This window comes from Streptococcus sanguinis (assembly GCF_050234405.1).
GTDB lineage: Bacteria > Bacillota > Bacilli > Lactobacillales > Streptococcaceae > Streptococcus > Streptococcus sanguinis_W.
Window position 1 is genome coordinate 804,468 of the sequence record NZ_CP092117.1, and the last position, 25,127, is coordinate 829,594.

At 42.3% G+C, this 25,127-nt stretch carries 27 protein-coding genes; 16 read left to right on the forward strand and 11 right to left on the reverse strand.

Features of this window, described 5'->3' with window-relative positions; all coding sequences use genetic code 11:
- Nucleotides 1-100 precede the first annotated feature (100 nt).
- The 6 genes from MFP28_RS04085 (at nt 101) to MFP28_RS04110 (ending at nt 3,880) form a co-directional block, all read left to right on the forward strand.
- Nucleotides 101-376, forward strand: a complete 276-nt coding sequence (locus MFP28_RS04085; protein ID WP_032907817.1) for a PspC domain-containing protein — start codon at nt 101-103, stop codon at nt 374-376.
- A 205-nt stretch (nt 377-581) separates the two neighbouring features.
- Nucleotides 582-1,073 carry an NUDIX hydrolase gene (locus MFP28_RS04090; RefSeq protein WP_002906107.1) on the forward strand — a complete coding sequence of 164 codons (492 nt, stop codon included), beginning with the start codon at nt 582-584 and terminating at the stop codon, nt 1,071-1,073.
- 138 nt (nt 1,074-1,211) lie between these two features.
- Nucleotides 1,212-2,147 carry an HPr(Ser) kinase/phosphatase gene (hprK, locus tag MFP28_RS04095; protein ID WP_002894971.1) on the forward strand — a complete coding sequence of 312 codons (936 nt, stop codon included), beginning with the start codon at nt 1,212-1,214 and terminating at the stop codon, nt 2,145-2,147.
- Nucleotides 2,140-2,925, forward strand: a complete 786-nt coding sequence (lgt, locus tag MFP28_RS04100; RefSeq protein WP_002897218.1) for a prolipoprotein diacylglyceryl transferase — start codon at nt 2,140-2,142, stop codon at nt 2,923-2,925. Before hprK ends, lgt begins: the two co-directional genes overlap by 8 nt.
- Before the next feature lie 58 nt (nt 2,926-2,983).
- Nucleotides 2,984-3,382, forward strand: a complete 399-nt coding sequence (locus MFP28_RS04105; RefSeq protein ID WP_002906108.1) for a DUF948 domain-containing protein — start codon at nt 2,984-2,986, stop codon at nt 3,380-3,382.
- A gap of 15 nt (nt 3,383-3,397) precedes the next feature.
- A complete protein-coding gene (locus tag MFP28_RS04110; protein ID WP_002906111.1) occupies nt 3,398-3,880 on the forward strand; it encodes a YtxH domain-containing protein in 483 nt (160 codons plus the stop codon).
- Nucleotides 3,881-4,007: 127 nt separating this feature from the next.
- Here the strand turns inward: MFP28_RS04110 and MFP28_RS04115 are convergent, their stop codons facing one another.
- Nucleotides 4,008-4,310, reverse strand: a complete 303-nt coding sequence (locus tag MFP28_RS04115) for a DUF3270 family protein (RefSeq protein WP_002906112.1) — start codon at nt 4,308-4,310, stop codon at nt 4,008-4,010.
- A gap of 130 nt (nt 4,311-4,440) precedes the next feature.
- Here MFP28_RS04115 and MFP28_RS04120 point away from each other — a divergent pair, with 130 nt between their 5' ends.
- The 3 genes from MFP28_RS04120 to MFP28_RS04130 all read left to right on the forward strand — a co-directional run bounded on the left by MFP28_RS04120 (nt 4,441) and on the right by MFP28_RS04130 (nt 7,280).
- Nucleotides 4,441-5,370: a peptidase U32 family protein gene (locus tag MFP28_RS04120; RefSeq protein ID WP_032916229.1), complete on the forward strand. Its 930-nt coding sequence runs from the start codon at nt 4,441-4,443 to the stop codon at nt 5,368-5,370.
- A 227-nt stretch (nt 5,371-5,597) separates the two neighbouring features.
- Complete coding sequence (locus MFP28_RS04125; RefSeq protein WP_032908118.1) at nt 5,598-6,884, forward strand: peptidase U32 family protein; 1,287 nt, start codon at nt 5,598-5,600, stop codon at nt 6,882-6,884.
- A 72-nt stretch (nt 6,885-6,956) separates the two neighbouring features.
- Nucleotides 6,957-7,280, forward strand: a complete 324-nt coding sequence (locus MFP28_RS04130) for a CHY zinc finger protein (protein WP_002906115.1) — start codon at nt 6,957-6,959, stop codon at nt 7,278-7,280.
- A 26-nt stretch (nt 7,281-7,306) separates the two neighbouring features.
- Here MFP28_RS04130 and MFP28_RS04135 read toward each other — a convergent pair whose 3' ends face one another.
- A complete protein-coding gene (locus MFP28_RS04135) occupies nt 7,307-7,663 on the reverse strand; it encodes a hypothetical protein (protein WP_002899965.1) in 357 nt (118 codons plus the stop codon).
- Nucleotides 7,664-7,753: 90 nt separating this feature from the next.
- Between MFP28_RS04135 and MFP28_RS04140 the strand changes: the two genes are divergently transcribed.
- Nucleotides 7,754-7,966, forward strand: a complete 213-nt coding sequence (locus MFP28_RS04140; RefSeq protein ID WP_002897227.1) for a YdbC family protein — start codon at nt 7,754-7,756, stop codon at nt 7,964-7,966.
- Between the two features lie 24 nt (nt 7,967-7,990).
- Here the strand turns inward: MFP28_RS04140 and MFP28_RS04145 are convergent, their stop codons facing one another.
- Both MFP28_RS04145 and MFP28_RS04150 read right to left on the reverse strand, forming a co-directional pair.
- Nucleotides 7,991-8,536 (reverse strand): biotin transporter BioY, encoded by a 546-nt coding sequence (locus MFP28_RS04145; protein ID WP_002906117.1) that lies wholly within the window; start codon nt 8,534-8,536, stop codon nt 7,991-7,993.
- Nucleotides 8,537-8,638: 102 nt separating this feature from the next.
- Nucleotides 8,639-9,184 carry a biotin transporter BioY gene (locus tag MFP28_RS04150; protein WP_002906120.1) on the reverse strand — a complete coding sequence of 182 codons (546 nt, stop codon included), beginning with the start codon at nt 9,182-9,184 and terminating at the stop codon, nt 8,639-8,641.
- Nucleotides 9,185-9,656: 472 nt separating this feature from the next.
- On the opposite strand from MFP28_RS04150, the gene MFP28_RS04155 reads away from it, so the two are divergent.
- Nucleotides 9,657-10,388: a cyclase family protein gene (locus MFP28_RS04155; protein ID WP_032915832.1), complete on the forward strand. Its 732-nt coding sequence runs from the start codon at nt 9,657-9,659 to the stop codon at nt 10,386-10,388.
- Nucleotides 10,389-10,753: 365 nt separating this feature from the next.
- Here the strand turns inward: MFP28_RS04155 and gorA are convergent, their stop codons facing one another.
- On the reverse strand, nt 10,754-12,103 hold the full coding sequence (gorA, locus tag MFP28_RS04160) for a glutathione-disulfide reductase (RefSeq protein ID WP_032915834.1): 1,350 nt from the start codon (nt 12,101-12,103) through the stop codon (nt 10,754-10,756).
- A gap of 209 nt (nt 12,104-12,312) precedes the next feature.
- Here gorA and MFP28_RS04165 point away from each other — a divergent pair, with 209 nt between their 5' ends.
- From MFP28_RS04165 to MFP28_RS04175, 3 genes are read left to right on the forward strand one after another with little or no spacing between them, the layout of a single operon-like run.
- On the forward strand, nt 12,313-13,476 hold the full coding sequence (locus tag MFP28_RS04165; RefSeq protein WP_002906124.1) for an efflux RND transporter periplasmic adaptor subunit: 1,164 nt from the start codon (nt 12,313-12,315) through the stop codon (nt 13,474-13,476).
- Nucleotides 13,460-14,158: an ABC transporter ATP-binding protein gene (locus MFP28_RS04170; protein WP_002906126.1), complete on the forward strand. Its 699-nt coding sequence runs from the start codon at nt 13,460-13,462 to the stop codon at nt 14,156-14,158. Before MFP28_RS04165 ends, MFP28_RS04170 begins: the two co-directional genes overlap by 17 nt.
- On the forward strand, nt 14,158-15,426 hold the full coding sequence (locus tag MFP28_RS04175; protein ID WP_002906127.1) for an ABC transporter permease: 1,269 nt from the start codon (nt 14,158-14,160) through the stop codon (nt 15,424-15,426). Before MFP28_RS04170 ends, MFP28_RS04175 begins: the two co-directional genes overlap by 1 nt.
- A 98-nt stretch (nt 15,427-15,524) precedes the next feature.
- Here MFP28_RS04175 and lysS read toward each other — a convergent pair whose 3' ends face one another.
- The 6 genes from lysS to MFP28_RS04205 form a co-directional block, all read right to left on the reverse strand.
- Nucleotides 15,525-17,015, reverse strand: a complete 1,491-nt coding sequence (gene lysS, locus MFP28_RS04180; protein WP_002894992.1) for a lysine--tRNA ligase — start codon at nt 17,013-17,015, stop codon at nt 15,525-15,527.
- 100 nt (nt 17,016-17,115) lie between these two features.
- Nucleotides 17,116-17,751, reverse strand: coding sequence for a histidine phosphatase family protein (locus tag MFP28_RS04185; RefSeq protein ID WP_002906128.1), 636 nt, complete (start codon nt 17,749-17,751; stop codon nt 17,116-17,118).
- A gap of 62 nt (nt 17,752-17,813) precedes the next feature.
- A complete protein-coding gene (locus MFP28_RS04190; protein WP_002906129.1) occupies nt 17,814-18,299 on the reverse strand; it encodes an aminoacyl-tRNA deacylase in 486 nt (161 codons plus the stop codon).
- Nucleotides 18,292-19,140, reverse strand: coding sequence for a DUF368 domain-containing protein (locus MFP28_RS04195; RefSeq protein ID WP_032915838.1), 849 nt, complete (start codon nt 19,138-19,140; stop codon nt 18,292-18,294). Before MFP28_RS04195 ends, MFP28_RS04190 begins: the two co-directional genes overlap by 8 nt.
- Before the next feature lie 142 nt (nt 19,141-19,282).
- The gene (locus MFP28_RS04200) at nt 19,283-20,140 is read right to left on the reverse strand and encodes a glycoside hydrolase family 25 protein (protein ID WP_002906131.1); all 858 of its coding nucleotides are present in this window, start codon (nt 20,138-20,140) and stop codon (nt 19,283-19,285) included.
- Between the two features lie 208 nt (nt 20,141-20,348).
- Nucleotides 20,349-20,822, reverse strand: coding sequence for a glutathione peroxidase (locus MFP28_RS04205; protein ID WP_002906132.1), 474 nt, complete (start codon nt 20,820-20,822; stop codon nt 20,349-20,351).
- A 154-nt stretch (nt 20,823-20,976) separates the two neighbouring features.
- Between MFP28_RS04205 and ftsW the strand changes: the two genes are divergently transcribed.
- Nucleotides 20,977-22,209 carry a cell division peptidoglycan polymerase FtsW gene (ftsW, locus tag MFP28_RS04210; RefSeq protein ID WP_002906133.1) on the forward strand — a complete coding sequence of 411 codons (1,233 nt, stop codon included), beginning with the start codon at nt 20,977-20,979 and terminating at the stop codon, nt 22,207-22,209.
- Nucleotides 22,210-22,255: 46 nt separating this feature from the next.
- Nucleotides 22,256-25,102, forward strand: coding sequence for a phosphoenolpyruvate carboxylase (gene ppc / locus MFP28_RS04215; protein WP_002906134.1), 2,847 nt, complete (start codon nt 22,256-22,258; stop codon nt 25,100-25,102).
- Nucleotides 25,103-25,127: the final 25 nt, after the last annotated feature.

Here is a 25,127-nt window from a genome sequence, read left to right on the forward strand (position 1 = left end):
TTAAAGAATGAACTTTCTAAGGCATAATCAGCCTTTGGCCCGATTGTTTTCTCATGAAATATGGTAGAATAAAGTAAATATGATCATTGAGGTCTCTATCATGAACGTGAAATTCTATAAGTTGAAAAAGAATCGACTGATTTCCGGTGTCTTGTCCGGTCTATGTGATAAATTTGATTTTGATCTGAGCTTGGTGCGCTTCCTCTTTATTATCTTTACTGTGGTCAATTTCGGCTTGGGAATTCTCATCTATATCCTGCTGGCCATGGTTATGCCCTATAAAGAAGACATAGAAGAAGAAATGTATGGAACCGGCCCGCGCAAACGAAAAGAAGCAGAAGCTATCGAAGACGATAAAGACGGCTGGTTTTGGTAATTCTTAATAAAATAGAAAATTTCGGGATGCACTCCCGATTTTTTACTTGAAGTAGGGAATGTTTTAGTAAGACATTTCTATACCGTGATTTATTTTCTGCTTGCTTCTTTTAGATAAAATCTAAAAAAGAAGCAGGATAGAAAACCAGGTAAATTGACACTTAAAAACTTCACCAAAATATTAGCAATTTATCTAAGGAGGAAATATGACAGAAGTTTGGAATGCCTATGACTTAAATCGAAATCAACTCCCTCATCTCCTGGTTCGAGGAGAAAAAATTCCTGAAGGACAGTTTCATCTCTGTGTTAATGTCTTGGTTCGCCATCAGGATGGTGATATTCTCTTTATGCGACGGTCAGCCAATAAAAGCCTTTATCCTGGCTATTATGAGTTCGGAGCAGGCGGCAGTGTGCTGGCTGGAGAGGATAGTCTGACAGCCGCCTTACGTGAATTAGAAGAAGAAACAGGCTTGGTTCCTGACAGCATCAGACTTTTGGAGCAGGTGTGCTCTGTCAATGATCAGTGCCATTTCGACTACTATGAGGTGGTTGTGTCTGGCGATAAGAGTCAAGTCCGCTATCAGGAAGGCGAAACAGATGCTCATGTCTGGTTGCCTCTGAAAGAGGTCCCAGATTTTGTAGAAAACCATCCTTGTTTTAAGAACCAAAAGAAGATTCTTAACAGCCTGCTTGACTAAGACCATGGCTGTTTTTCTATTTTTACTAAAAAGTTGATTTAAATCAAAATATTTTTTCGTTCTAAAATCAATCTTAAAGATTCTTTTGAGGTAAAAATTTGCTATAATAGAAGCAGACAAATTTGAAGGGAGAAGACAATGTCAGTAAAGGTCAAAGACCTCTTAAAAATGTCTCGTCTGTCTCAGGAGTACGGTGATAAAGTATTACTGGAAAAAGAAATTAAAACTTCAGATATTTCTCGGCCTGGACTTGAAATGACTGGATATTTTGATTTTTATACACCCGAGCGGATACAGCTGATTGGGATGAAAGAGTGGTCTTATCTGATGAAGATGAGCTCTCATAATCGCCATCAAGTACTGTTGAAAATGTTCCAGCCTGAGACGCCGGTGGTTATCATTGCTCGAAATTTAGAGATTCCTAAAGAAATGATTGATGCGGCTGATGAGAAGCAGGTTGCTATTCTTAGAAGCAAAGCCTCTACTAGCCGCTTGTCTGGAGAAATTTCCAGTTATCTTGATTCTCGGCTGGCTGAGAGAACCAGTGTTCATGGGGTCCTGATGGATATCTATGGCATGGGTGTTCTCATCCAAGGGGACAGTGGAATTGGTAAAAGTGAGACAGGACTTGAATTGGTTAAGCGTGGCCATCGTTTGGTTGCGGATGACCGAGTGGATATCTATGCCAAGGATGAAGTGACCCTTTGGGGAGAGCCGGCTGAAATACTGCGCCACCTATTGGAAATTCGTGGTGTTGGTATCATTGATGTCATGAGCTTATACGGAGCCAGTGCAGTCAAAGATTCTTCTCAAGTTCAGATAGCTGTCTATTTGGAGAATTACGATACTCAAAAGACTTTTGACCGTCTAGGTAATGATACAGAGGAGCTGGAGGTTGCCGGTGTCAGAATTCCACGTATTCGGATTCCTGTAAAGACTGGCCGCAATATCTCAGTCGTGATTGAGGCCGCGGCGATGAACTATCGAGCTAAGCAAATGGGCTATGATGCTACAAAGATCTTTGAAGAGCGCCTCACCGATTTAATTAGCCGGAATGAGGTGAAACATGATTGATCCAGTAGCTATCCAACTAGGACCTATCAGTATTCGCTGGTATGCCATCTGTATTGTCACAGGCTTAGTATTAGCCGTTTATCTTGCCATGAAAGAGGCTCCGCGTCGGAAGATTATTCCTGATGATATTTTGGATTTTATCCTAGTGGCTTTTCCCGTAGCCATCGTGGGTGCCCGGCTTTATTACGTGGCCTTCGAGTGGGATTATTACGGTAAGAATCTGATAAAAATCATTGATTTCTGGAATGGCGGAATAGCAGGTATTGCCATTTACGGCGGGCTGATAGCTGGTGCTATCGTTCTCTACTTTTTTTGTAGGAGAAGGCTGATTCACCCAGTTGATTTTCTGGATATTGCAGCACCAAGTGTGATGATTGCCCAGAGTATTGGTCGCTGGGGAAATTTTGCCAACCATGAGGCCTATGGTGCGGCAGTTAAGAGTTTGGACTATCTGCCTAGCTTTATTCGTGAAAATATGTATATCGAAGGCAGCTACAGACAGCCAACTTTCCTCTATGAATCTCTATGGAACCTACTTGGTTTTATCTTGATTATTGTTCTCCGCCGTCGGCCTAAGTTGCTGAGACAGGGAGAAATCGCTGCCTTCTATCTAATTTGGTATGGATTTGGTCGGATGATCATTGAGGGGATGCGGACAGACAGTCTCATGTTTGCTGGTCTGCGTGTTTCCCAATGGTTATCTCTGATTCTTATTTTTGTCGGAATCGGCATCATCATTTACCAAAGAAAAAAGAAAGCCCCTTACTATCAAGAATAAGAAATAATAGATCCGTTGACTCTTTTATAAGAGATGTCAGCGATGAAAGGAGAGAAATATGATAATTGAAATTGCTTATGCTTTACTGGCAGTTGCCCTTATTATCTTCGTGATTTACTTGACGATAACAGTCAAAAATCTGGGCGAGAAAGCTGGTAAGATGCTAGATGAAACAGAAAATACCATCAAGGTCTTGACTTCTGATGTCAACGTGACCCTTCACCAAACCAATGATTTACTGGCCAAGGTCAATGTCTTGACTGACGACATCAATCAAAAAGTCGCAACTATTGATCCTTTGTTTACAGCTGTAGCGGACCTGTCTGAGTCTGTTTCAGATTTAAACGTTCAGGCGCGCACGCTGAGTAAAAAAGCTGTGTCTGTTGGCAAGGGATCTGTTAAGACAACAGCTGGTTTATCTGCTTTGCGTTTTGCTTCAAAATTGTTTAAAAGATAAGAAAGAAGGTCTATTATGGGAAAATTTTCATCACTGTTATTGGGCGCCGTTACAGGTGCAGCTGCTGCCTATTTTCTGACCAGTAAGAAAGGAAAGGAAACGACAGATAAGGTTCGGGACTTTGTTAAGGAATACCAAGAAAATCCTGATGATATCCACGAAGCTGTCGTTCAGTCTGCTAAAGACTTTTCAAATCAAGCTGTCAGCGCAATTCAACAAACCAAGGAAAAGGTTGAGAAAGGCGAGATTACAACTGAAACAGTCATCGAATCTGTCAAAGAAACGACAAAATCAGTCGTGGACTACTCGCAGGATAAGTTTAACGAAATCAAAGAAAAATTTGATAAAGAAGAAAGTAACTTTGCAGAGGAAGAGCCTGTGATCTTCCAAGAGGAAGAAGAGGAACCTTCAGAAGAAATCATCATTGACTTCGGAGCAGAAGCGACAGAAGGTCAAGAAGAAAAGACTGCTGAAACTGATAATCAAGAAGAAAAATAAAACAAAGAAGATTAGCAAAATTGCTAGTCTTCTTTGTTTGCAAGAACGAAAAAAGAACCGAGGACATAAGGCGTCTTCGGTTTCTTCTTATATTTTTATTTTAAAATCGTAGAATCACAGGGCCGGTTTATTTGCTAGTTTGGCGTTTCTTTGCGAACAGACGATAAGATTGAATGCTAATCAGGCTGGAAGCAATGGCCAAAGTGAAGGACATAAATGTATTCATTTTTAAACTCAAAAATACAAAGCTAAACAAAACTGTCAAGATACAGAAAACAGCAATATTTAAGAAGAAAAAGAGTTCACTTAATCTTGGTGATGTTTCTGCTTCCGGTAGGTATTCTTGATAGAGTGGTGTTTGTTCAGATTCAATTTCTTGATAGTAGTAGTCAGTTGGGTCATCATATTGTTGGTATTTTCTTACGTGCATAATTCTCTCTCCTTACAGTACCCTCTAATTCTACCATTTTTTTGCAGTTTTAAATATTACAAAAGGATTACAAAACGAATAAATTCGAATGAAAAACCACTCCTTTATATTTTTTTGCTATAATGGTTTTATGAAAAAGATAATTATTACAGCAACAGCTGAAAGTATAGAACAAGTTGAGGAACTATTAGAGGCAAATGTCGATCGAATTTATGTCGGCGAGAAAAATTATGGCCTTCGTTTGCCTCATAATTTTAGTTTAGACGAATTAAATCGAATTTCTGACTTAGTTCACCAAGCAGGAAAAGAGTTGACCGTTGCAGTGAACGCGCTCATGCATCAGGAAATGATGGATAATATCAAGCCCTACCTTGATTTTTTGCAGGAGATTGGGGCAGATTATATTACCGTTGGGGATGCTGGTGTTTTCTATGTGCTGCAGCGAGATGGCTATAAATTAAAGACTATTTACGATGCCTCTACCATGGTTACCAGCAGCCGTCAGATTAACTTTTGGGCTAAGAACGCTGGAGTTTCAGAAGCTGTCCTAGCGCGTGAGATTCCTTCTGCTGAGCTTTTTAAGATGCCAGAGATTCTGGAAATTCCTGCTGAAGTCTTGGTTTACGGAGCTAGTGTCATCCATCACTCCAAGCGTCCTCTTTTGCAGAATTACTATAATTTTACTCATATCTATGATGAGAAGACGAGAGAACGGGATCTATTTCTAGCAGAACCAAGCGATCCGCAGAGCCATTACTCGATTTTTGAGGACAATCATGGTACTCATATTTTTGCCAATAATGACTTGGATTTGATGACCAAGCTGATAGAATTGGTTGACCATGGCTTCTGCAACTGGAAGTTGGAAGGTCTCTACACACCTGGCCACAACTTTGTTGAGATTGCTAAGATTTTTGTTGAGGCGAGAGATTTGATTGAAGAAGGTAAGTTTAGCTCATATCAAGCCTTTGTGCTGGATGGGGTGATTCATAAACTACATCCGAAAAATCGTTTTCTTGATACAGGATTTTATGACTATGACCCCGATATGGTAAAATAAACATTGAAACTAGAGCTCCTTTTAGGAGTTCTTTTTTGAAAACAAAAATAAGATTGATAAGGTAGAACTAAAAAATAGATGTTTTAAACTATTTTTTGAATTAATTCGAATAATTTAAAAATTAGAATTGTGAAAATAATTCAAAGAACCTTGCTTTTAGGGGTAAATTACTATAAAATAATAAGGATTAGACATCAACACTTTTATATTGCAAATAGGAGAAAATGATGGCAAGAAAGTTGAAACGACCAGAGGTGTTATCACCTGCTGGTACTTTGGAAAAGCTAAAAGTAGCTGTTCGATATGGAGCAGATGCTGTTTTTATTGGCGGACAGGCCTATGGTCTGCGCAGTCGAGCTGGCAACTTTACCTTTGAACAGATGGAAGAAGGGGTTCAGTTTGCGGCTAGCTATGGTGCCAAGGTCTATGTAGCGGCCAATATGGTCATGCACGAGGGCAATGAAGAGGGAGCTGGTGAGTGGTTCCGCCGTTTGCGGGACATTGGGATTGCGGCTGTCATTGTTTCAGATCCAGCTTTGATTGCTATCGCAGCATCAGAAGCACCTGGTCTAGAAATCCACCTGTCGACTCAGGCCAGTGCGACCAACTATGAAACGCTTGAGTTTTGGAAGAACTTAGGACTAACACGCGTTGTCCTAGCTCGCGAAGTGTCAATGGCTGAGTTAGCAGAAATTCGCCGACGGACTGACGTTGAAATAGAAGCCTTTGTTCATGGAGCAATGTGTATTTCCTACTCTGGACGCTGTACGTTATCCAATCACATGAGTATGCGCGATGCCAATCGTGGAGGCTGCTCGCAATCCTGCCGTTGGAAATATGACCTCTACGACATGCCTTTTGGTCAAGAACGTAAGAGCTTGAAGGGGGAAGTTCCAGAAGAATTTTCCATGTCCGCGGTTGATATGTCCATGATTGATCGCATACCAGACATGATTGAAAATGGAGTGGATAGCTTGAAGATTGAGGGACGGATGAAGTCCATTCATTACGTTTCTACTGTGACTAACTGCTATAAAGCAGCTGTGAATGCCTACTTAGAAAGTCCTGAAAAGTTTGAAGCTATCAAGCAGGACTTGGTTGATGAGATGTGGAAGGTTGCTCAACGCGAATTGGCCACAGGATTTTACTATCATACTCCAACAGAGAATGAGCAGCTGTTCGGAGCGCGACGCAAGATTCCGGAATACAAATTTGTAGCTGAAGTAGTAGCTTATGACGCAGACAGTCAGACAGCGACTATCCGTCAGCGAAATGTTATCCATGAAGGAGATCAGGTTGAGTTTTATGGACCAGGCTTCCGTCATTTTGAAACCTTTGTCACAGACCTTCGTGATGCTGATGGTAATAAAATTGATCGGGCTCCTAATCCGATGGAGCTTCTGACCATTCACTTGGAGCAGCCTGTAGAGGCCGGCGATATGGTGCGGGCTCGCAAGGAAGGTTTGATTAATCTTTACAAGGAAGATGGCACTAGCGTGACCGTCCGAGCTTAATCTTATATTCATAGGTGGCTTTTTAATCCAAAAGCCATCTTTATGAATAGAGATTTTCAGAGAGGAAGTAGCATGATTCAGGTTTATGGCGATATTCTTGATGAGGAGACTCGCTGCCAGCATTATCACAGTGAGAGAGATATCATAGCCCTTAAGTGCTTTGCTTGTCAGAAATACTATCCTTGCTTTCTCTGTCATGACTGCTACGAAGATCATGCTTTTCTGGCCTATCCTGTCAGTCGGTCAGAAGATCGAGTAGTTCTCTGCGGTCATTGCAGGACAGAGTTGACTATTTCTCAGTATCTTGACTGTAAGGATGCTTGTCCTATCTGCGCTCATCCTTTTAATCCAGGATGCAAGAAGCATCAATCAATTTATTTTCAGACAAACAAATAACTCTTCCATCCAGCTGGATAGAAGAGTTATCTTTTGAAACGACGATTGGTGATGCGAATGTCCTTCTTTTGGGCTTCACGGATATTATTGGGTACGAGACTGATTCGCTTGATGTCCTGCACGCGGATAATAGTGGTCATACTTTTCTTGAAATTCTTGATAATCAGCTGCAGGCGCTCGCGATCGTATTTAACAATATCGCCAGTGAAGCTTTTATCCAGAAAGATAACGTGGACACCAGATTGTTTTCGCAGAGCTAGCTCGATGGTACGCAGGATGCGGCCGCTGTCCTCTGGTCCTTGTTCATTCTTTTTGCCACTGATAAATTCGTTGGCTCTTTGTAAAATCATTTCGAGATATTTTTTCATAGCTAAAATCTCCATAACTTGTTACAATATATTATATAACAAAATTCCCTAAATTGTAAATTCTTTTACGAATTATTAGTTGGAAAATAAAACAAGAGGTGAAATATGGCAGAATTTACATTCGAAATCGAAGAAAAACTTCTGGTCCTGTCTGAAAATGACAAGGGCTGGACCAAGGAGCTCAACCGCGTTAGCTTTAACGGAGCACCAGCTAAGTATGATATTCGGACTTGGAGTCCAGACCACAGCAAAATGGGCAAGGGAATTACACTATCTAATGAAGAATTCCAAGTTCTCGTGGATGCATTTAAAAACTGATAGAGAAAGCTCTATCAGTTTTTTCTATTTCTCTGAAAAGTAGGGATGAAATTTCAGACTTTTAAAAATAGGAATGCTGATAATGGTGATGACAACCATTTTTAGCAAGTCTGGCAGGATAAAAGGAGTAAGGCCAACCGCGACTGACTTAGAGAAATCGAGTCCCCCCAAGAAATGTAGTCCTAGGATACCGCCGACAAAGACGAGAGCGTCACCCAATATATTGGCTATAAAAATCATATAGAAAGGACTATTCTTATGGGTCAGACTGGATGTCACAAAGGCAAAGAGTAAGTAGAACCAGAGATAACCGGCGCTTGGACCAAAGAGAGCCTGAAAACCACCGCTTCCTCCAGCAAAGACTGGTAGGCCAATAGCTCCTAGTAGCAGATAAATAAAGACTGACAAAACAGCTTCGCGAGGTTTGAAAATCGTTGCAATCAAACCGACAGCAAAAGTCTGCAGCGTGATGGGAACGGGACCAATGGAAATAGTTAATTGGGACAGGACAGCTAGGAAGGCAGCTCCGATAGCTGGGAGGGCAAGAAGAAATGCTTTGTTCTTGTTCATAAATAGTAAACCTCTTTTTATTTTATGGTAACTATTTTAAAAGCTAAATAAAAAAAAGTCAAGTCCTTCTTAATCGGACGAGACAATTATACAGACAGATTCTTATTTCTCTGAAAAGTAGGAATGAAATTTCAGATTCTTAAAAATAGGGATGCTGATAATGGTGATGGCAATAATTTTTATCAATCCAGGCAGGATAAAAGGAGTTAGGCCAACCTCTACTGACTTAGAGAAATCAAGTCCTCCAAAGAACTGCAGCCCTAAGATACCACCGACAAAGACGAGAGCGGCACCCAATACATTAGCTATAAAAATCATATAGAAAGGACTGTCCTTATGAGTCAGACTGGATGTCACAAGCGCAAAGGGTAAGAAGAACCAGAGATAACCGGCGCTTGGACCAAAGAGAGCCTGAAAACCACCGCTTCCTCCAGCAAAGACCGGCAGACCAATAGCTCCCAGCAGTAGATAAATAATGACTGACAAAACCGCTTCGCGAGGTTTGAAAATCGTCGCAATCAAACCGACAGCAAAAGTCTGCAGCGTGATGGGAACGGGGCCGATGGAAATAGTTAATTGGGACAGGACAGCTAGGAAGGCAGCTCCAATAGCTGGGAGGGCAAGAAGAAATGCTTTGTTCTTGTTCATAAATAGTAAACCTATTTTTAATTTTATGGTAACTATTTTAAAAGCTAAATAAAAAAAAAGTCAAGTCCTTCTTAATCGGACGAGACAATTATACAGTCAGATTCTTATTTTCGTTTCTTGCTTCTGATGAGCAAGACGATGAAGGCGATAAGACCAAAAATATTAAAGAAAAGGATGCCCAAGGCCGCAAGAAGTTTTTTTGTTTTACTCATCAGTTTTCCTCATTTCTGGATTGCTTTGTACTATCATATCAAAATTTTCAATGTTTGAATAGGCCTCATTAGAAAAATTAGCTATAGCTTTAAACTATATTATTTTCAATAAAAAAGGATTATCTAAAAGAACTGTAAAGAATTGCAGCAGCACACTTTGATTGATATAATAATGCAATAGTAAATAAGAGTTTTTGCTAGAGGTGTGGGTGCGTAATCAACATCTTCCCAAAGCAAGACTGACTAGATTGGAGAAGGCTATGACAGATTTATTAAAAATTTATCAGGAACTACAGGAGAAAAAATGGGTTAACTTGTCCCATCAGATTAGGGAAGACAGTCCGCATTTTCCAGCTCTACCTGCCTTGGAGAAGAAGGACATTTTCACTTTGAAAGACGGTTTTCATGTTCAGCAGTTTTCTGTAGTTGGCCAGTACGGGACTCATATTGATGCTCCGATTCACTTTGTGGAGGGTGGTCGCTGGTTGGAAGAGATTGAACTAAAAGATCTTTTCCTGCCTTTGGTGGTTATTGATAAGTCTAAGGAAGTAGCAGAGAATCCAGACTTTATTCTGGGCAAGCAGGATATTTTAGATTTTGAAGCGGAGCACGGGCAGATTGAGTCAGGAACGTTTGTTGCTTTTCGCTCAGACTGGTCCAAGCGTTGGCCGAGTCAATCAGCTATGCGCAATCTGGATGATCAGGAGATTCAGCATACTCCTGGGTGGGGACGAGATGCTCTAGAGTTTCTTATCCATGAGCGTGGTGTCAAGGCGGTAGGTCACGAAACTTTTGATACAGATGCGGGTATCCCTACAGCGGAGCATGGATTGCTTAATGAATACTATCTTTTGGAGCAGGACATTTATCAGCTAGAAGTTATGACCAATCTGGATCAGCTTCCGGCTAAGGGTGCTCTCGTCTCGATTAGCTTTCCCAACTGGCATCAAGCCAGCGGTTCACCAGTGAGGGCAGTAGCTATTTTACCATAAAGAAAAAGGAGTCTGAGATTTCATTTCAGGCTCCTTATCGTCTATAAAAATTAGCAAGTAAAGCATGTTTTTCATAATCTTTAGAAATTCTTTAATATTTCTTGATGGATATTTGATAATTATCTTTTAAAATAGTGATGTAGAAGTTTATGGTCTGAAAAAATCTGACTTTCTTTCATTAAGTGGATATTTCAAAGGGATATCAAATGAACCTGAAATAGCTAAAATTTACAATCTTACAAAAATGTAAGAATTGTCAGTAAAATGAAAGATTAGGTTATGGAACGGTCATCATCTTTATTATAAAATGGTAGCAGAAATCAAAAAGAGGCTGGAATACCAAACCTCTTCTGATTTTGAATTTTTTATCGCATGGTCACGAATTCTTCGGAGCCAGTCGGGTGAATAGCAACTGTAGAATCAAAGTCAGCCTTGGTAGCGCCCATTTTGATAGCAACAGCAAAACCTTGAATCATCTCGTCTACTCCATAGCCAATGCCGTGCAGGCCAACGACCTTTTCATCCTCACCAGCTGTGATGAGCTTGAACTTAGCTTGTTGGCGGTGCTGGGTGACAGCTGAATACATGGATGTGAAGCTAGATGTGTAAACGTGGATATTTTCAGCTCCGTAAGTCTTAACAGCCTCTACCTCAGTTAGGCCGACTGTCCCAATAGCAGGATGGGAGAAGACAACAGTTGGAATAGTTGAGTAGTCCATTTTAGCATTTGTTTTACCATTGAAAAGACGTTCAGACAGAGTTCGTCCAGCCTTGATGGCAACAGGAGTTAATTCTTTTTCACCAGTTACATCGCCAAGAGCATAGATACCTGGAACCACAGTGTTTTGGTACTCATCTACAGCGATGAAGCCACGTTCATTGAGAGTGACGCCAGCTGCTTCTAGATTGAGGTCTTGGACGTTTGGTTTACGACCAATTGCCCAAATAACATGCTGGGCTGTGTGGCTGCTGCCATCTTCAAAATAGAGCTTGAGCTGACCATCAGGCAGTTTTTCCAGCTTTTGCGGAATCTTATGGGTATGAAGCTGGAGTCCAGAGTTCTCCATTTCTTGGAGCAGGCCGTCAATCAGATAACTGTCAAAGTTGCGCAGTGGTCGATCCTTACGAACAAAAAGATCTGTTTTAACTCCTAGAGCATGGAGCACGCCAGCTAGCTCAACTGCTATATATCCTGCTCCGACAATGGCTACAGATTCAGGTAACTCTTCCCAAGCAAAGACATCGTCGGAATTCTCTCCGTAGCCTGCGCCAGGTATATTTGGAATAGCAGCATGAGCACCGGTCGCGATAACGATATGCTTGGCGCGAATGAGCTCGCCGTTGACTTGGACAGTGTTTGCGTCAACAAAGCGGGCACGGCCTTCGATCAGCTCGACACCATTCCGCTTGAAGCTGCCATCGTAAGATGAACGTGCTCGGTCAATGTATGCTTCGCGGTTTTTCCGAAGGGTAGCAAAATCAAAAGCTTGATTATCAGAGGTAAAGCCGTAGTCTGGTCCATAATGCTGGATAGCTTCAGCTATTTGAGCTCCGTACCACATAATCTTCTTTGGGACACAGCCAACATTGACACAGGTGCCACCCAGTTTCTTTTCTTCAATAACGGCAACCTTGGCACCGTATTCGCCGGCTCGATTCATGGTAGCAATTCCCCCGCTGCCACCGCCAATAGCAATCATATCAAATTCTTTCATCTTGTTAGAATCTCCTTCTATTATATGAGGTAATTGTACCTTTTTTAGCAGGTGAATGCAAAAATCTGCTACGGATTTAAGTGGAGTGACTATCTGAGATAAAATAGCAACCATTTGTGAAAAACTGTAAATTTTTTTAGAAGAATTATGATAGCCTTGTGATATAATATAACAAAAGAAAATCGTTTTCATCAAGAGGAGGAAAAGAGATGAAAAAGTTAAAGAAATGGCAATTATTTAGCATTATTGGAGCTACGATTGCAGTTGTTGCAGGAGCAATTCTCTTCATGTTTCTAAATGGAGGGAATCCTTCTGAGGCACCGATCGATACGACTCCCTTAGTTCAAAAGGCCAAGGAAGGCTCAGTAGCTTCTTCAGTCTTGCTGACAGGAAATGTCACAGCCAGCAACGAGCAGTACATCTACTATGACAGCACCAAGGGTGACTTAGAAAATGTACTGGTCAATGTCGGTGACCAGGTGACTGCCGGTCAAGCATTGGTTACTTATAAAAGTTCAGAGGCTCAGGCTGCTTATGATGCAGCTGCTCGGGCGGTTAGCAAAGCCGATCGTCAATTGCATGACTTGCAAACCAATGGTGTGACTGTAAATACTACCGGCGACGAAGAAGCTGATGGGGCGTCTGAAGCTCAGGCTCAGCGTTCTGTGGAGTCTCAGGCAGCTGACCTGCGCGATGCTCGGGCTGATGCAGTTGATAATATGAATAAAGCGCAAGCTACTCTCAATGCCTTAACAGTGACCAGCACTGCAGATGGTACGGTCGTAGAAGTCAACCGTGATGTTTCAAAATCAACAACTGGTGCCACTCAAACCTTGGTTCACATCGTCAGCAATGGTAATCTGCAAATTAAGGGAGAATTGTCCGAATACAATTTGGCTAATTTGTCTGTTGGTCAAGAAGTGACCATTACATCAAAGGTTTACCCAGACAAGAAATGGACTGGTAAAATCAGCTACATTTCCAACTATCCGAAAGACGGCCAGCAGGCAGCGGCTCAACCGTCTGGAACTGGTGGCAGCGGAACAGCTTCAGGTTCTAAATATCCATTTACAATTGATATTACCAGCGAGATTGGTGAGCTCAAACAAGGTTTCTCTGTCAATATTGAAGTTAAAAACAATACTCAGGGACTCATTGTGCCAGTTAGCAGTGTGGTAATGGACGGGGACAAGAACTATGTTTGGGTTCTGGAAAAAGGAGTTGCTAAGAAGACAGAAGTAACGCTCGGAAATGCTGATGCTGAAAATCAAGAAATCTCATCTGGTTTGACAAAGGATAGTAAAGTTATCATCAATCCGACAGATAGCTTGAAAGACGGTCAAGAGGTGAAATCTTATGAAGAAGCTAATTGAGTTAAAAAATATTAATAAGAGCTATCGCAATGGAGACCAGGAACTGCAGGTATTAAAAGACATCAGTCTGGAGGTTGAAGAGGGCGAGTTTGTTGCCATCATGGGACCGTCTGGATCTGGTAAGTCTACTCTGATGAATATCATTGGGATGCTGGATCGTCCGACAACTGGTGAGTATCATCTGGGAAGCGAAGAAGTAGCTAAGCTAGGTGATAAGAAGCTGGCCAAGGTTCGAAATAAGCAAATCGGCTTTGTCTTTCAGCAGTTCTTTCTCTTGTCTAAGCTCAATGCCTTGCAAAATGTGGAACTGCCCTTGATCTATGCAGGTGTCGGTCAGTCTAAACGCAAGTCCTTGGCCGAGCAGTTTCTGACCAAGGTGGAGTTAGACACGCGGATGCATCACTTGCCTTCAGAGCTTTCCGGTGGACAGAAGCAGCGGGTAGCCATTGCGCGTGCTTTGGTCAATAATCCTTCTCTGATTCTGGCTGACGAACCAACAGGAGCCTTGGATACCAAGACTGGTGAGCAAATTATGGAGCTCTTGACTGAGCTCAATCGAGAAGGGAAAACCATTATCATGGTAACCCACGAGCCTGAGATTGCGGCCTATGCCAAACGGCAGATTGTCATCCGTGACGGTGTCATCTCATCTGATAGCGCTAAGGAAGGAGGACTAGTCTAATGCAAAACTGGAAATTTGCCATTAGCTCCATTCTTGGACACAAAATGCGGTCTTTCCTGACCATGATTGGGATTATTATCGGAGTGGCTTCGGTTGTAGTTATCATGGCCTTAGGAGATTCCATTACCCGGCGGGTCAATGAGAGTTTTACCAAAAGTCAGAAAAACATGCGCCTTGTCTTTTCTCCTAAAAAGAGCAAGGACGGCTCCTACACACAAACGGCTGATCTCTATTCTGTAAATGTAGAAGATGAAAGCGAAGAAGTGGTGGAGCCACCCAAAGCCCAGGAAGCTTGGGTTAAGGAATTGACCCATATCAAGGGAGTGGATGGCTACTATGTGACCAACTCTGCTATGGAAACTTTTAGCTACGAAAATAAGCAGGCTGAGCGCGTCAACTTTGTCGGTGCAAACATGACCTATATTCAGGTGAAAAAATACAAAATCATTGCTGGTCGTGCTTTGAGGCAGCAAGACTATCAAGGTTTTGCCAGTGTTGTGTTGCTGGACGAAGATCTGGCTGCGACTCTCTTTTCTTCCGCTGAAGAAGCCATCAATAAGATTGTAACAGTAGGTGCTAGTAACTATCGGGTGATTGGGGTTTATAGAGATCCTGAAACTGCCGCTGCATCGGGCTCCATGCAGGTCTATGGTGGTAATGCCATTACGACCAATACTCTCATAGCCGCAAACTTTGGAGTAGATGAAATATCAGAGATTGTTCTTCGAGTGAATGATACAAGCTTAGTTCCAGAACTTGGCCCTAAGGTTGCCAAGAAATTAACAGAAATTGCTGGTCTCCAACAGGGCGAATATCAAGTGACAGATGATAGTGCCCTCTATCAGGAAGTGCAAAATATTTATGGTGCTATGACAGGAGTTATCGGTGCCATCGCCGGAATCTCTCTCTTTGTAGGTGGTATCGGTGTCATGAATATCATGCTGGTATCTGTCACTGAGCGGACCCGTGAAATCGGTCTGCGGAAAGCTCTGGGAGCAACACGTGGCAACATACTGATGCAATTTTTGATTGAGTCTATGATTTTGACACTGATTGGTGGGTTGATTGGACTGGTTCTAGCTGCGGGACTTGCGTCTGTACTAGGCTCGGCCATGAGTCAAATGCTGGAAGGAACTCCAGTGACGGTATCACTCACAGTCAGCATCGTTAGCCTTCTCTTCTCAGCGACTATCGGTGTTCTCTTCGGTATCCTGCCGGCCAACAAGGCCTCTAAACTAGATCCAATTGAAGCACTGAGGTATGAATAATACAACCAAAAGTCTGGGAAACCAGACTTTTTTGTGATGTAAAAATCCTGCTGGGATTCCAGCAGGATCTGTTTTCTTAAGATCGTATAAAATACAGATTATTTCATCGTTGGGAAGAGCAGAACATCGCGAATGGTAGTCACGTCTGTTAGTAACATAACCAGACGGTCGATACCGATTCCTAGGCCTCCAGTTGGTGGCATACCGTATTCCAGAGCTTCGACAAAGTCATAGTCAATGCCAGTTGCTTCGTCATCGCCCAGTTCTTTGGCTTTGGCCTGTGCTTCAAAACGAGATAATTGATCGATTGGATCGTTCAACTCGGTGAAGGCATTAGCATATTCTTTGGTCATGATGAAGAGCTCGAAACGGTCCGTGAAGCGTGGATCTTCTGGATTTTTCTTGGCCAGAGGTGACACTGCTACAGGGTGACCGTAGACAAAGGTTGGCTGAATCAAGGTTTCTTCCACAAATTCTTCAAAGAAAGCATTGATAACATGACCAACTTCGGTGAAGTGCTTTTCAAGCGGAACTTTCTTTTCCTGAGCCAAGGCAGCAGCTTCTTCAAAGCTCATATCTTGCCAGAAATCAACTCCAGTAATTTCCTTGATGGCATCAACCATGTGAACGCGTTTAAATGGTTCGTTGATCTTGATTTCAGTCCCTTGGTAGTTGACTGGTCCATCTCCATTAACAGAAACGGCTGCATGTTGGATAATACCTTCCGTCAAGTCCATGATATCTTGGAAATCTGCATAGGCTTGGTAAACCTCGATGGAAGTGAACTCTGGATTGTGAGTTGCGTCCATTCCTTCGTTACGGAAGATACGGCCAATCTCATAAACTCGCTCCATACCACCGACGATAAGACGTTTAAGATGAAGCTCAGTTGCAATCCGCAGTACCATATCAATGTTTTGGGCATTGTGGTGGGTGATAAATGGACGAGCAGCAGCACCGCCTGCTTCGTTATGTAGAACAGGAGTTTCAACTTCAAGGAAGCCTTGGCCATCCAAGTAACGGCGGATTTCTGAGATGATTTTTGAGCGAGTAACAAAGCGTTCAAAGCTTTCGCGGTTGGAAATCAAGTCCAAATAACGCTTGCGGTAGATGGTTTCAACATCTGTCAAGCCGTGGAATTTTTCAGGCAAGGGGCGCAGAGCCTTAGACAAATGAGTAAGGTGGGTTGCCTTAATAGAAAGCTCCCCCATATCCGTCCGCATAATCTCACCTTCGATACCGAGGAAATCCCCTAAGTCCGCCTTTTTGAAGATTTCATAATTTTCTTCACCAACAGCATCTTTACGCACATAAATCTGGATTTGGCCTTCACGGTCTTGGATGTGAGCAAAGCCAACCTTTCCTTTACCGCGCTTGGTCATCAGACGGCCAGCGATAATAGCTGTTTCATTGAGTTCGTTTAATTCTTCTTTATCTTTATCGTTGTATTTTTCTTTCAGTTGAGCAGAGTTAGCAGTTCGCTCAAAGCGTTTGCCAAAAGGGTCAATTCCCTGCTCAGCCAGCGCAGCCATTTTTTCACGGCGGATAATCTGCTGGTCGTTTAATTCCTCGATATGTTCAGTAGTCATGTTTTTCCTCCAAAAGTTTTCCTACCTATTTTATCACAAAAGATAGGGAAATTCATCTATATTTGGCTATAAAGTAAGAAAAAAAGCTAGAAATCCAGCCTTAATTTTCTGCTTTTTCAACTAAATAATCCGTATTATTCCAAGAGATCAGCTCAAAATTCTCAAAGTCTTCTGTTTCAAGGATGGTGATGCTGGCGTTGGTCAGGCCGCCATTCTTGCGCAGGAGAGGTGTGTCATAGCCCAGCATGGTCCGAATGCTGGCAGTTAAGTTAGCACCGTGCCCAACAATGAGCACTTGTTCATAGTCCTTGTCCTTTAAGGTCTTGATAAAGGAAATGGTCCGGTGGGTCGTATGGTAGACTGACTCAGCGTCAAAAAAAGTATGATTAAATTGCGAAAGGTTGTGGCGGAAGGCAGCCATCTGATGTGGATAGATGGCTTCAATGGTAGAAATTTTTGCGCCTTCTAGTTTTCCCAACTGCCATTCTCGCAGTTCAGGTATTGATACGATTTCAGTCGGAAACTGGCTTTCTTCTTGAATAATTTCAGCAGAGCGAGCGGCACGTGGGAGATCGCTGCTGTAAATCTTGTCAAATTGTGTCTGAGCCAGATGTTTTCCTAGGTTATGCAGTTCTTCAACGGCGGTTGGCAGCAGTGGCGAATCACCGCTGGCTCCCTGAAAGCGGCCTTCCTGATTCCATTCCGTTCTTCCGTGTCGGACAAAGTATAATTTCATAGTGGTTGATTGTTTCTTCCTTATTAGAGTTTATTGAGAATATTAGGTGCAGTATTGAAGAATTATGAGCTAGGATTTTCTTTGAGGTCTGCAAAGTCAGCTTGAACAAAATCGGCCAAATCTTGAGCCTTGATTTCGATACTGCGGCCGACTTCGCCGGCAGAAACGATAATGCTATCTCGCTCTAGAGCCGACTGGTCGATATAGATTGGAAAGTTGTGCTTTTGCCGGATACCGACAGGATTATTGGCTCCGTGGATATAACCCGTTGTCTTTTCCAAGTCTTTCTGGGGAATCATACTGACTTTTTTATTGCCGGAAATCTTGGCCATTTTCTTTTCGGACAGATGTTCTGTGATAGGTAGGATACCGATTAGTGTACCAGTCTTGTCTCCTGTCAAGGCCAAGGTTTTATAAATCTGCGAACGGTCCGAACCATCGACTGGCTGTTCAGCTAAGGCATTTAGCTTCAGGCCTCGATGTTCAATCTTAGCCTTGCTTAAAATTTGCTCGACCAGTGTTTTTTTGATTTTTGTTTTTTTAGCCATTAGTGTATCTCTCTTCTAATTGCGACATCCAGAGTCCCAGCCAGGTTCCCAGACCGAAGAAAAAAGCTGCAAGAACAAGTGTCAATATAGAAACTCCATGATAGCTGATGCTTTCACTGTTTCCTGCTTGTGGCACTACAATGAGAAGTGTACTGGATAGGACAATGCCAATGATAAAGTGATAGACACGAGAGTAGTAGTTTTTCAAAATATAATCCATGAGCTTAGAGAAGAGAATCAGAGCCAAGGCGCCTCCGATTCCAATAGGAAGAAAGGTTCCCAAGAGATCCAGTTTGCGAAATCCATTCAGCATAGGGGCATAGAGTCCTAAAATTAAGAGAAGGTTGGACGGACTGAGTCCAGGAATCAAAATGCCCAGTGCAATCAAGGCTCCTGCTAAGATGAAAGAGAGAAAGTTGGCTGGCAAGGTGCCGACCATACCGTTTAGGGAATAAAGAAAGATTCCTGAGACGATGAGGCTGACCCAGAAAACGAGAATATCAATCCGATCACGCTCATTTTTAGCAACAGACTCTTTAATAAGGCTAGGAACAGTTCCGATAATAGCTCCGGCAAATCCCCAGAGGACAATCACTTTGTAGTTGTCGAGCAGCAGATTGACAGGATAGGAGAAAGCAGCTATTCCCAAAATCATCCCGATTCCAACTGGTATGAAATAGAGAACGTTTTCGACGAAGTTTTCCTTTAAATGTGCTAAAAAATGAATCAGGCGCTCGTAAATACCTAAGATAGCTGCTAAAACACCGCCTGAAACTCCCGGCAAAATAAAGCCAAGTGCAATGACCATTCCTTTGAAAATTCTATTCAACCAAGAAATCATTGTATTTTCCTTTTCTAATTTCATTTATCAAATCATTATATCATAAAATATAGGCTTTATTAAGAGGGAATGGCTGGAAATTTCCTATTTTGTGACAATAAAAAACGACAGCAGTCTTTGAGAATTGAGCTGTCGTTCTGAGCTATTGACTTTCTTTAGGAACTGTAAATAGCTTTTGATAGGTAGCTGTCTGGTCTTTCAAGGTTGACAGCTGGTTCAAATCAAGATAATGAGAGAAACCAGTCAGCTGACCTTGTGATGTGTACTGATGCAAGTCGTAATCTTGCTCTGTATTTGGCGCAGCATTGTAGTAGCCGTCGTCGTTTCCATAAGTTGGAATCCAAATTGCTGTGAATTTATCGGTAGAGATGCTATGCTCCTCCATAAAATAAGTTCCAATATAGATACCAATATTTTTAACACCAAGTGACTCTAGCTTGGCTCGGAAAGCTTCAACTCCCGCATTCATGTCAGACATGGTCTTTTCTTCGACGTCTAGCCAATAATAGGTTGGATGGTACTTGGCAGAAGCCTTGTAGAAACTTTCAGCTTCTTTTTCCATTTCCTTTTTGCTATTGGCGGCCACATAAGCATAGACAGCAACAGGGATGTTACGCTTTTGAAATTCTTTGATGTGTCTTTCATAAGACTTGTCCAGACCATTCAGATGGGTTGCTGCATTTTCTTTTTTTGCCTGCGCTCCACTATGAACACGGACAATTACTCCTGAAACATTCTGTGCGAGTAAGTCGTAATTAATCTCACTTGGCAGTTGCCAGCCAGAAATGTCAATGATTGGTCTGGAAATAAAGTCTTCATCCAAGGACGAATCGTCAGATGTTTCCTCTTTTTTTGAGGAACTTGGAGTTTGTTTAGTTTGTGAAATTTTTGCCTGTGCTTGCTTTTCCTGAGAGTCAGTAATTTGCTTGCTTATCAAAATAAAAGTGATAAAAGAAGCAAAGAAAATTAGGATTGCAAGCGGTTTAATCCTCTTCCTCATACTGGTTTATTTTAACTTAAAACAAATAAAAAAGCAAAAAATATCCCCAGAATTGCTAGAAAATGAATAAAATGTAATATAATTGAAATATTATAAAGCAAAAACAAGACATTTTGAAAGCTCAAAATGTCTTGTTTTTTTAAAAGAGCTTAGCTAAGCTGTGGAAGGTGAGTTTCCGTTGGCTAAATCGTCTTTCTTTTCTGATCTTTTATAGCTTTTGAATGAGCTCTTCTATCTTTTTGGGAGAAGTTTGCGGAGAGAAACGTTTGATGACTGTTCCGTCTCGGCTGACCAGAAACTTTGTGAAATTCCATTTGATCTTTTCACCCAGAAGACCGCCCTTTTCTTTTTTGAGCCAGTCAAAGAGTGGAGCAGTATGAGGACCGTTGACATCGATCTTAGCAAATCGGGGAAAGGTCGTTCCGTAGTTAAGGCTGCAAAAGCTATTGATTTCTGCAGCGTCTCCAGGAGCCTGCTGGCCAAACTGATTGCAGGGGAAATCCAGGATTTCAAATCCGTCTTTCTGATAGCGCTCATAGAGTTCCTGCAGTTCTTGGTACTGAGGAGTGAAGCCGCAGCCGGTCGCTGTATTGACAATCAGCAGAATCTTTCCTTTATAATTACTCATTTTTTGCAGACTTCCGTCTTGTTTTTGGATTTCGATATCATAAATGTTTGTCATGTTATCCTCCTTTATCTGACCTCTATCTTAACACTTTTTCATGCAAAAGATAGAAAGCAAGCTCATATTATTCCAGTCTCTGCACTAATGCTTTTTTTTCAATCCAAAAGGTGGTATAATGAGAATTGAATTTTTAGAAGTTTAATGGTGAAATATGAAAATTGACAAGAAGCACTTGTTGAATTATTCCATCTTGATTCCCTATTTGATTTTATCTGTTTTGGGATTGATTGTGGTCTATTCAACGACGAGTCCTACCTCGATTCAGGCCGGAGGAAATGGTTTTGGCATGGTCTTGAATCAGGGGATTTTTTGTGTAATAAGTCTCTTTATAATTGCGCTCCTATATAGAATCCGCTTGGGTTTCCTGAAAAAAGGAGGCATCCTGACTATAGTTATCTTTGCTGAGATTATCCTCTTGCTCTTATCTCGTTTTATAACAGGGACTATTAACGGTGCCCATGGTTGGCTCAAGCTTGGAGCTTTCAGTATTCAGCCTGCGGAGTATTTGAAGATTATTCTGGTCTGGTATCTAGCTTTTCGCTTCACTAAGAGGCAGGAGGAGATAAAGGTCTATGACTACCAAGCCCTGACCCATAACCATTGGTTTCCTAAAGCCTTTAACGACTGGCGGACCATGGTGGCTATTCTGATTGGGATTGTAGCGATTATGCCAGACCTTGGAAATGCGACTATTCTATTTTTGACCGTCGTGATAATGATTGCTGTCAGCGGGATTGGCTATCGATGGTTTTCTACGATGCTGGGAGCCATTGTCAGTGTTTCGGGATTGGTTCTGGCGAGCATTTGGTTGATTGGGGTTGAGCGCGTGGCCAAGATTCCAGTCTTTGGGTATGTGGCCAAGCGTTTCAGTGCTTTCTTCAATCCCTTCAAGGACCTGTCTGGCTCAGGCCACCAATTGGCTAATTCCTACTATGCTATGAGTAACGGCGGCTGGTTTGGTCTAGGCTTGGGGAACTCTATTGAGAAGCGCGGTTATCTGCCGGAAGCTCATACGGACTTTGTTTTTTCTATCGTGATAGAGGAGTTTGGTTTCTTTGGTGCCAGTCTGATTCTGGCCTTACTCTTTTTCCTAATTTTGAGAATTATCTTGGTCGGGATTCGGGCCAAGAATCCATTTAACTCCATGATGGCTTTGGGAATCGGCGGTATGATACTCATGCAGACCTTCATCAATATCGGTGGAATTTCAGGCCTTATTCCGTCTACAGGAGTAACCTTCCCCTTCCTATCGCAAGGAGGGAACAGTCTTCTGGTCTTGTCAGTAGCCATCGCCTTGGTACTTAATATTGATGCCAATGAGCGACGTGATGCCCTCTATGAACAGATGGAAGCGGAGGCGCAAGGCCAGTCTGAGGAAACTTAATCGCAGTTCGTGTGAACAGTTGTTGCAAAAATGAAAGGTGCAGATTATGTCATTTAACAAATTAGAAAGCTACAGCAATAAAGAAGTGATTCGAGAAGAAGTCGCCATTTTGACAGACTTGCTTGCCGATATTACTCGGAATCTTCTCAGCCCTGAGACCTTTGAAAAAATCTCCCTCATGGAGGAGCTGGCGGTTAACTCCAAATATCATGAGTTAAAAGCGATTGTAGAAGAACTAACGACAGATGAAATGGTTTATATTTCTCGTTATTTCTCTATTTTGCCGCTTTTGATTAATATCTCAGAAGACGTGGACTTAGCTTATGAAATCAACCACCAGAACAATATTAATCAAGATTATCTTGGGAAACTGTCAACAACTATTGACTTGATTTCAACGCGGGAAAATGCTCAGGAGATTCTGGAAAATTTGAATGTTGTTCCAGTACTGACTGCTCACCCGACGCAAGTTCAGCGCAAGACTATTCTGGACTTAACCAATCATATCCATAGCTTGCTGCGTCAGCATCGAGATGTTAAAGCAGGACTAGTCAATGAGAAGAAGTGGCTAGGAAATCTCCGCCGCTATATTGAGCTCATGATGCAGACAGATATGATCCGTGAGAAGAAGCTGAAAGTGACCAATGAGATTACCAATGTTATGGAGTACTATAACAGCTCTTTCCTACAAGCAATCACCAACTTTATGGTCGAATACAGACGCTTGGCAGAAGAGCGCGGTATCAAGCTGGATAATCCTAAGCCTATTACCATGGGAATGTGGATTGGCGGAGACCGAGATGGCAATCCTTTTGTAACCGCAGAAACTCTGAAACTGTCAGCCACCCTCCAGAGTGAAGTCATCCTCAACTATTACATTGACAAGGTTTATACACTCTATCGCACCTTCTCACTCTCGACCAATCTCTCAGAAACCAGTCAGGCAGTAGCAGAAATGGCAGCTCTATCTACTGACAAGTCTGTTTATCGTGAAAATGAGCCTTACCGCCGTGCTTTCCACTATATCCAGTCCAAGTTGATTCAGACCTTGCTTTACCTTAAAGAAGGCAACTTTTCAACTGACGGTCAGCGATTGACTGACCGAGCTGAGGAAAAATTGTCTGCGAAAGCCAACCTTTCTGTCAGCAATAAAGGAAGAGAAATCATTCCTAACTATATTCAGTCTCGTATCAGCGAGACCCTGACTGAGCTGAAGAAGGAGGAGACACCTTCTTACAAAACAGCTCAGGAATTTAAAAAAGACTTGCAGGTTATTTATGATTCTCTTATCGAACATCATGGCGAAGCCTTGGTAAGTGGGGACTTGACTGAACTTCTCCAAGCGGTTGATGTTTTCGGCTTCTTCTTGGCCAGCATTGATATGCGTCAGGATTCCAGCGTTCATGAGGCCTGTGTGGCTGAGCTCTTGGCTTCAGCTAATATTGTTCAAGATTATAGTAGTCTGTCTGAGGAAGAGAAGTGCCAAGTACTGCTCAAGCAGCTGCTTGAAGATCCTCGTATCCTATCAGCTACTCACGAGCCTAAGTCTGAACTCCTGCAAAAAGAACTGGAGATTTTCAAAACAGCCCGTCAGCTAAAAGATGCCATTGGTGAGGAAGTCATTAAGCAGAATATTATCTCTCACTCGACCAGTGTATCAGATCTACTTGAGTTGGCTATTATGCTTAAGGAAGTAGGGCTGATTGATGAAAACGGGGCACGTGTCCAGATTGTTCCGCTCTTTGAAACCATTGAGGACTTGGACAATTCCTGTGATACTATGGAGAAATACCTGTCTCTGCCGATTGCGCAGAAGTGGATTGCTTCTAAGGATAATTATCAGGAAATCATGCTGGGCTATTCAGACAGTAATAAGGACGGTGGCTACCTGTCTTCTTGCTGGACTCTCTACAAGGCTCAGCAGCAGTTGACAGCTATCGGTGATCAATTTGGCGTAAAAATTACCTTCTTCCATGGCCGGGGAGGGACAGTGGGACGCGGTGGCGGCCCAACCTATGAAGCCATTACTTCTCAGCCACTCCGCAGTATCAATGACCGGATCCGTCTGACCGAGCAAGGGGAAGTCATTGGCAATAAATATGGAAACAAAGACGCAGCCTACTATAACTTGGAAATGCTAGTGTCTGCTGCCATTAACCGCATGGTAACTCATAAGAAGAGCGATAGCCATACGTCTGATAAATATGAGCGAATTATGGACCAAGTAGTTGATCGTAGTTATCAGATTTACCGTGATTTGGTCTTTGGCGATGAGCGTTTTTACGATTATTTCTTTGAATCTAGCCCGATCAAGGCTATCTCTAGCTTTAATATCGGTTCACGTCCAGCTGCCCGTAAAACCATCACTGAAATCGGTGGCCTCAGGGCGATTCCGTGGGTCTTCTCATGGTCTCAAAGTCGAGTTATGTTCCCAGGATGGTATGGTGTTGGGTCAAGTTTCAAGGAATTCATTGATGAAGACCCAGAAAATAACTTAGCCTTTCTGCAATTTATGTATAAGAGATGGCCTTTCTTCAAGTCACTCTTGTCAAATGTAGACATGGTTCTGTCTAAGTCAAATATGAATATTGCTTTTGAGTATGCGCAGCTTTGCGAAGATCAGAATGTGCGAGATATTTTCAATATTATCTTAGATGAGTGGCAGCTGACCAAGGATGTCATTCTAGAGATTGAAGGTCATGATGAGCTCCTAGCAGAAAACACCTATCTGAGAGATAGCTTGCACTATCGTATGCCTTACTTCAATGTTTTGAACTATATCCAACTAGAACTAATCAAGCGTCAGCGAAACGGCCAGCTTACACCAGATCAAGAAAAGCTGATTCACATCACCATCAATGGTATTGCGACAGGTCTGAGAAACTCTGGCTAATACAAAGAAAAAATCGGAATTGTTC

What these genes read in the sequence shown, in the direction of transcription:
- MFP28_RS04085 (WP_032907817.1), top strand. Translation starts at nt 101, where the DNA reads ATGAACGTGAAATTCTATAAGTTGAAAAAGAATCGACTGATTTCCGGT.
- MFP28_RS04090 (WP_002906107.1), top strand. Translation starts at nt 582, where the DNA reads ATGACAGAAGTTTGGAATGCCTATGACTTAAATCGAAATCAACTCCCT.
- hprK (WP_002894971.1), top strand. Translation starts at nt 1,212, where the DNA reads ATGTCAGTAAAGGTCAAAGACCTCTTAAAAATGTCTCGTCTGTCTCAG.
- lgt (WP_002897218.1), top strand. Translation starts at nt 2,140, where the DNA reads ATGATTGATCCAGTAGCTATCCAACTAGGACCTATCAGTATTCGCTGG.
- MFP28_RS04105 (WP_002906108.1), top strand. Translation starts at nt 2,984, where the DNA reads ATGATAATTGAAATTGCTTATGCTTTACTGGCAGTTGCCCTTATTATC.
- MFP28_RS04110 (WP_002906111.1), top strand. Translation starts at nt 3,398, where the DNA reads ATGGGAAAATTTTCATCACTGTTATTGGGCGCCGTTACAGGTGCAGCT.
- MFP28_RS04115 (WP_002906112.1), bottom strand. Translation starts at nt 4,310, where the DNA reads ATGCACGTAAGAAAATACCAACAATATGATGACCCAACTGACTACTAC.
- MFP28_RS04120 (WP_032916229.1), top strand. Translation starts at nt 4,441, where the DNA reads ATGAAAAAGATAATTATTACAGCAACAGCTGAAAGTATAGAACAAGTT.
- MFP28_RS04125 (WP_032908118.1), top strand. Translation starts at nt 5,598, where the DNA reads ATGGCAAGAAAGTTGAAACGACCAGAGGTGTTATCACCTGCTGGTACT.
- MFP28_RS04130 (WP_002906115.1), top strand. Translation starts at nt 6,957, where the DNA reads ATGATTCAGGTTTATGGCGATATTCTTGATGAGGAGACTCGCTGCCAG.
- MFP28_RS04135 (WP_002899965.1), bottom strand. Translation starts at nt 7,663, where the DNA reads ATGGAGATTTTAGCTATGAAAAAATATCTCGAAATGATTTTACAAAGA.
- MFP28_RS04140 (WP_002897227.1), top strand. Translation starts at nt 7,754, where the DNA reads ATGGCAGAATTTACATTCGAAATCGAAGAAAAACTTCTGGTCCTGTCT.
- MFP28_RS04145 (WP_002906117.1), bottom strand. Translation starts at nt 8,536, where the DNA reads ATGAACAAGAACAAAGCATTTCTTCTTGCCCTCCCAGCTATCGGAGCT.
- MFP28_RS04150 (WP_002906120.1), bottom strand. Translation starts at nt 9,184, where the DNA reads ATGAACAAGAACAAAGCATTTCTTCTTGCCCTCCCAGCTATTGGAGCT.
- MFP28_RS04155 (WP_032915832.1), top strand. Translation starts at nt 9,657, where the DNA reads ATGACAGATTTATTAAAAATTTATCAGGAACTACAGGAGAAAAAATGG.
- gorA (WP_032915834.1), bottom strand. Translation starts at nt 12,103, where the DNA reads ATGAAAGAATTTGATATGATTGCTATTGGCGGTGGCAGCGGGGGAATT.
- MFP28_RS04165 (WP_002906124.1), top strand. Translation starts at nt 12,313, where the DNA reads ATGAAAAAGTTAAAGAAATGGCAATTATTTAGCATTATTGGAGCTACG.
- MFP28_RS04170 (WP_002906126.1), top strand. Translation starts at nt 13,460, where the DNA reads ATGAAGAAGCTAATTGAGTTAAAAAATATTAATAAGAGCTATCGCAAT.
- MFP28_RS04175 (WP_002906127.1), top strand. Translation starts at nt 14,158, where the DNA reads ATGCAAAACTGGAAATTTGCCATTAGCTCCATTCTTGGACACAAAATG.
- lysS (WP_002894992.1), bottom strand. Translation starts at nt 17,015, where the DNA reads ATGACTACTGAACATATCGAGGAATTAAACGACCAGCAGATTATCCGC.
- MFP28_RS04185 (WP_002906128.1), bottom strand. Translation starts at nt 17,751, where the DNA reads ATGAAATTATACTTTGTCCGACACGGAAGAACGGAATGGAATCAGGAA.
- MFP28_RS04190 (WP_002906129.1), bottom strand. Translation starts at nt 18,299, where the DNA reads ATGGCTAAAAAAACAAAAATCAAAAAAACACTGGTCGAGCAAATTTTA.
- MFP28_RS04195 (WP_032915838.1), bottom strand. Translation starts at nt 19,140, where the DNA reads ATGATTTCTTGGTTGAATAGAATTTTCAAAGGAATGGTCATTGCACTT.
- MFP28_RS04200 (WP_002906131.1), bottom strand. Translation starts at nt 20,140, where the DNA reads ATGAGGAAGAGGATTAAACCGCTTGCAATCCTAATTTTCTTTGCTTCT.
- MFP28_RS04205 (WP_002906132.1), bottom strand. Translation starts at nt 20,822, where the DNA reads ATGACAAACATTTATGATATCGAAATCCAAAAACAAGACGGAAGTCTG.
- ftsW (WP_002906133.1), top strand. Translation starts at nt 20,977, where the DNA reads ATGAAAATTGACAAGAAGCACTTGTTGAATTATTCCATCTTGATTCCC.
- ppc (WP_002906134.1), top strand. Translation starts at nt 22,256, where the DNA reads ATGTCATTTAACAAATTAGAAAGCTACAGCAATAAAGAAGTGATTCGA.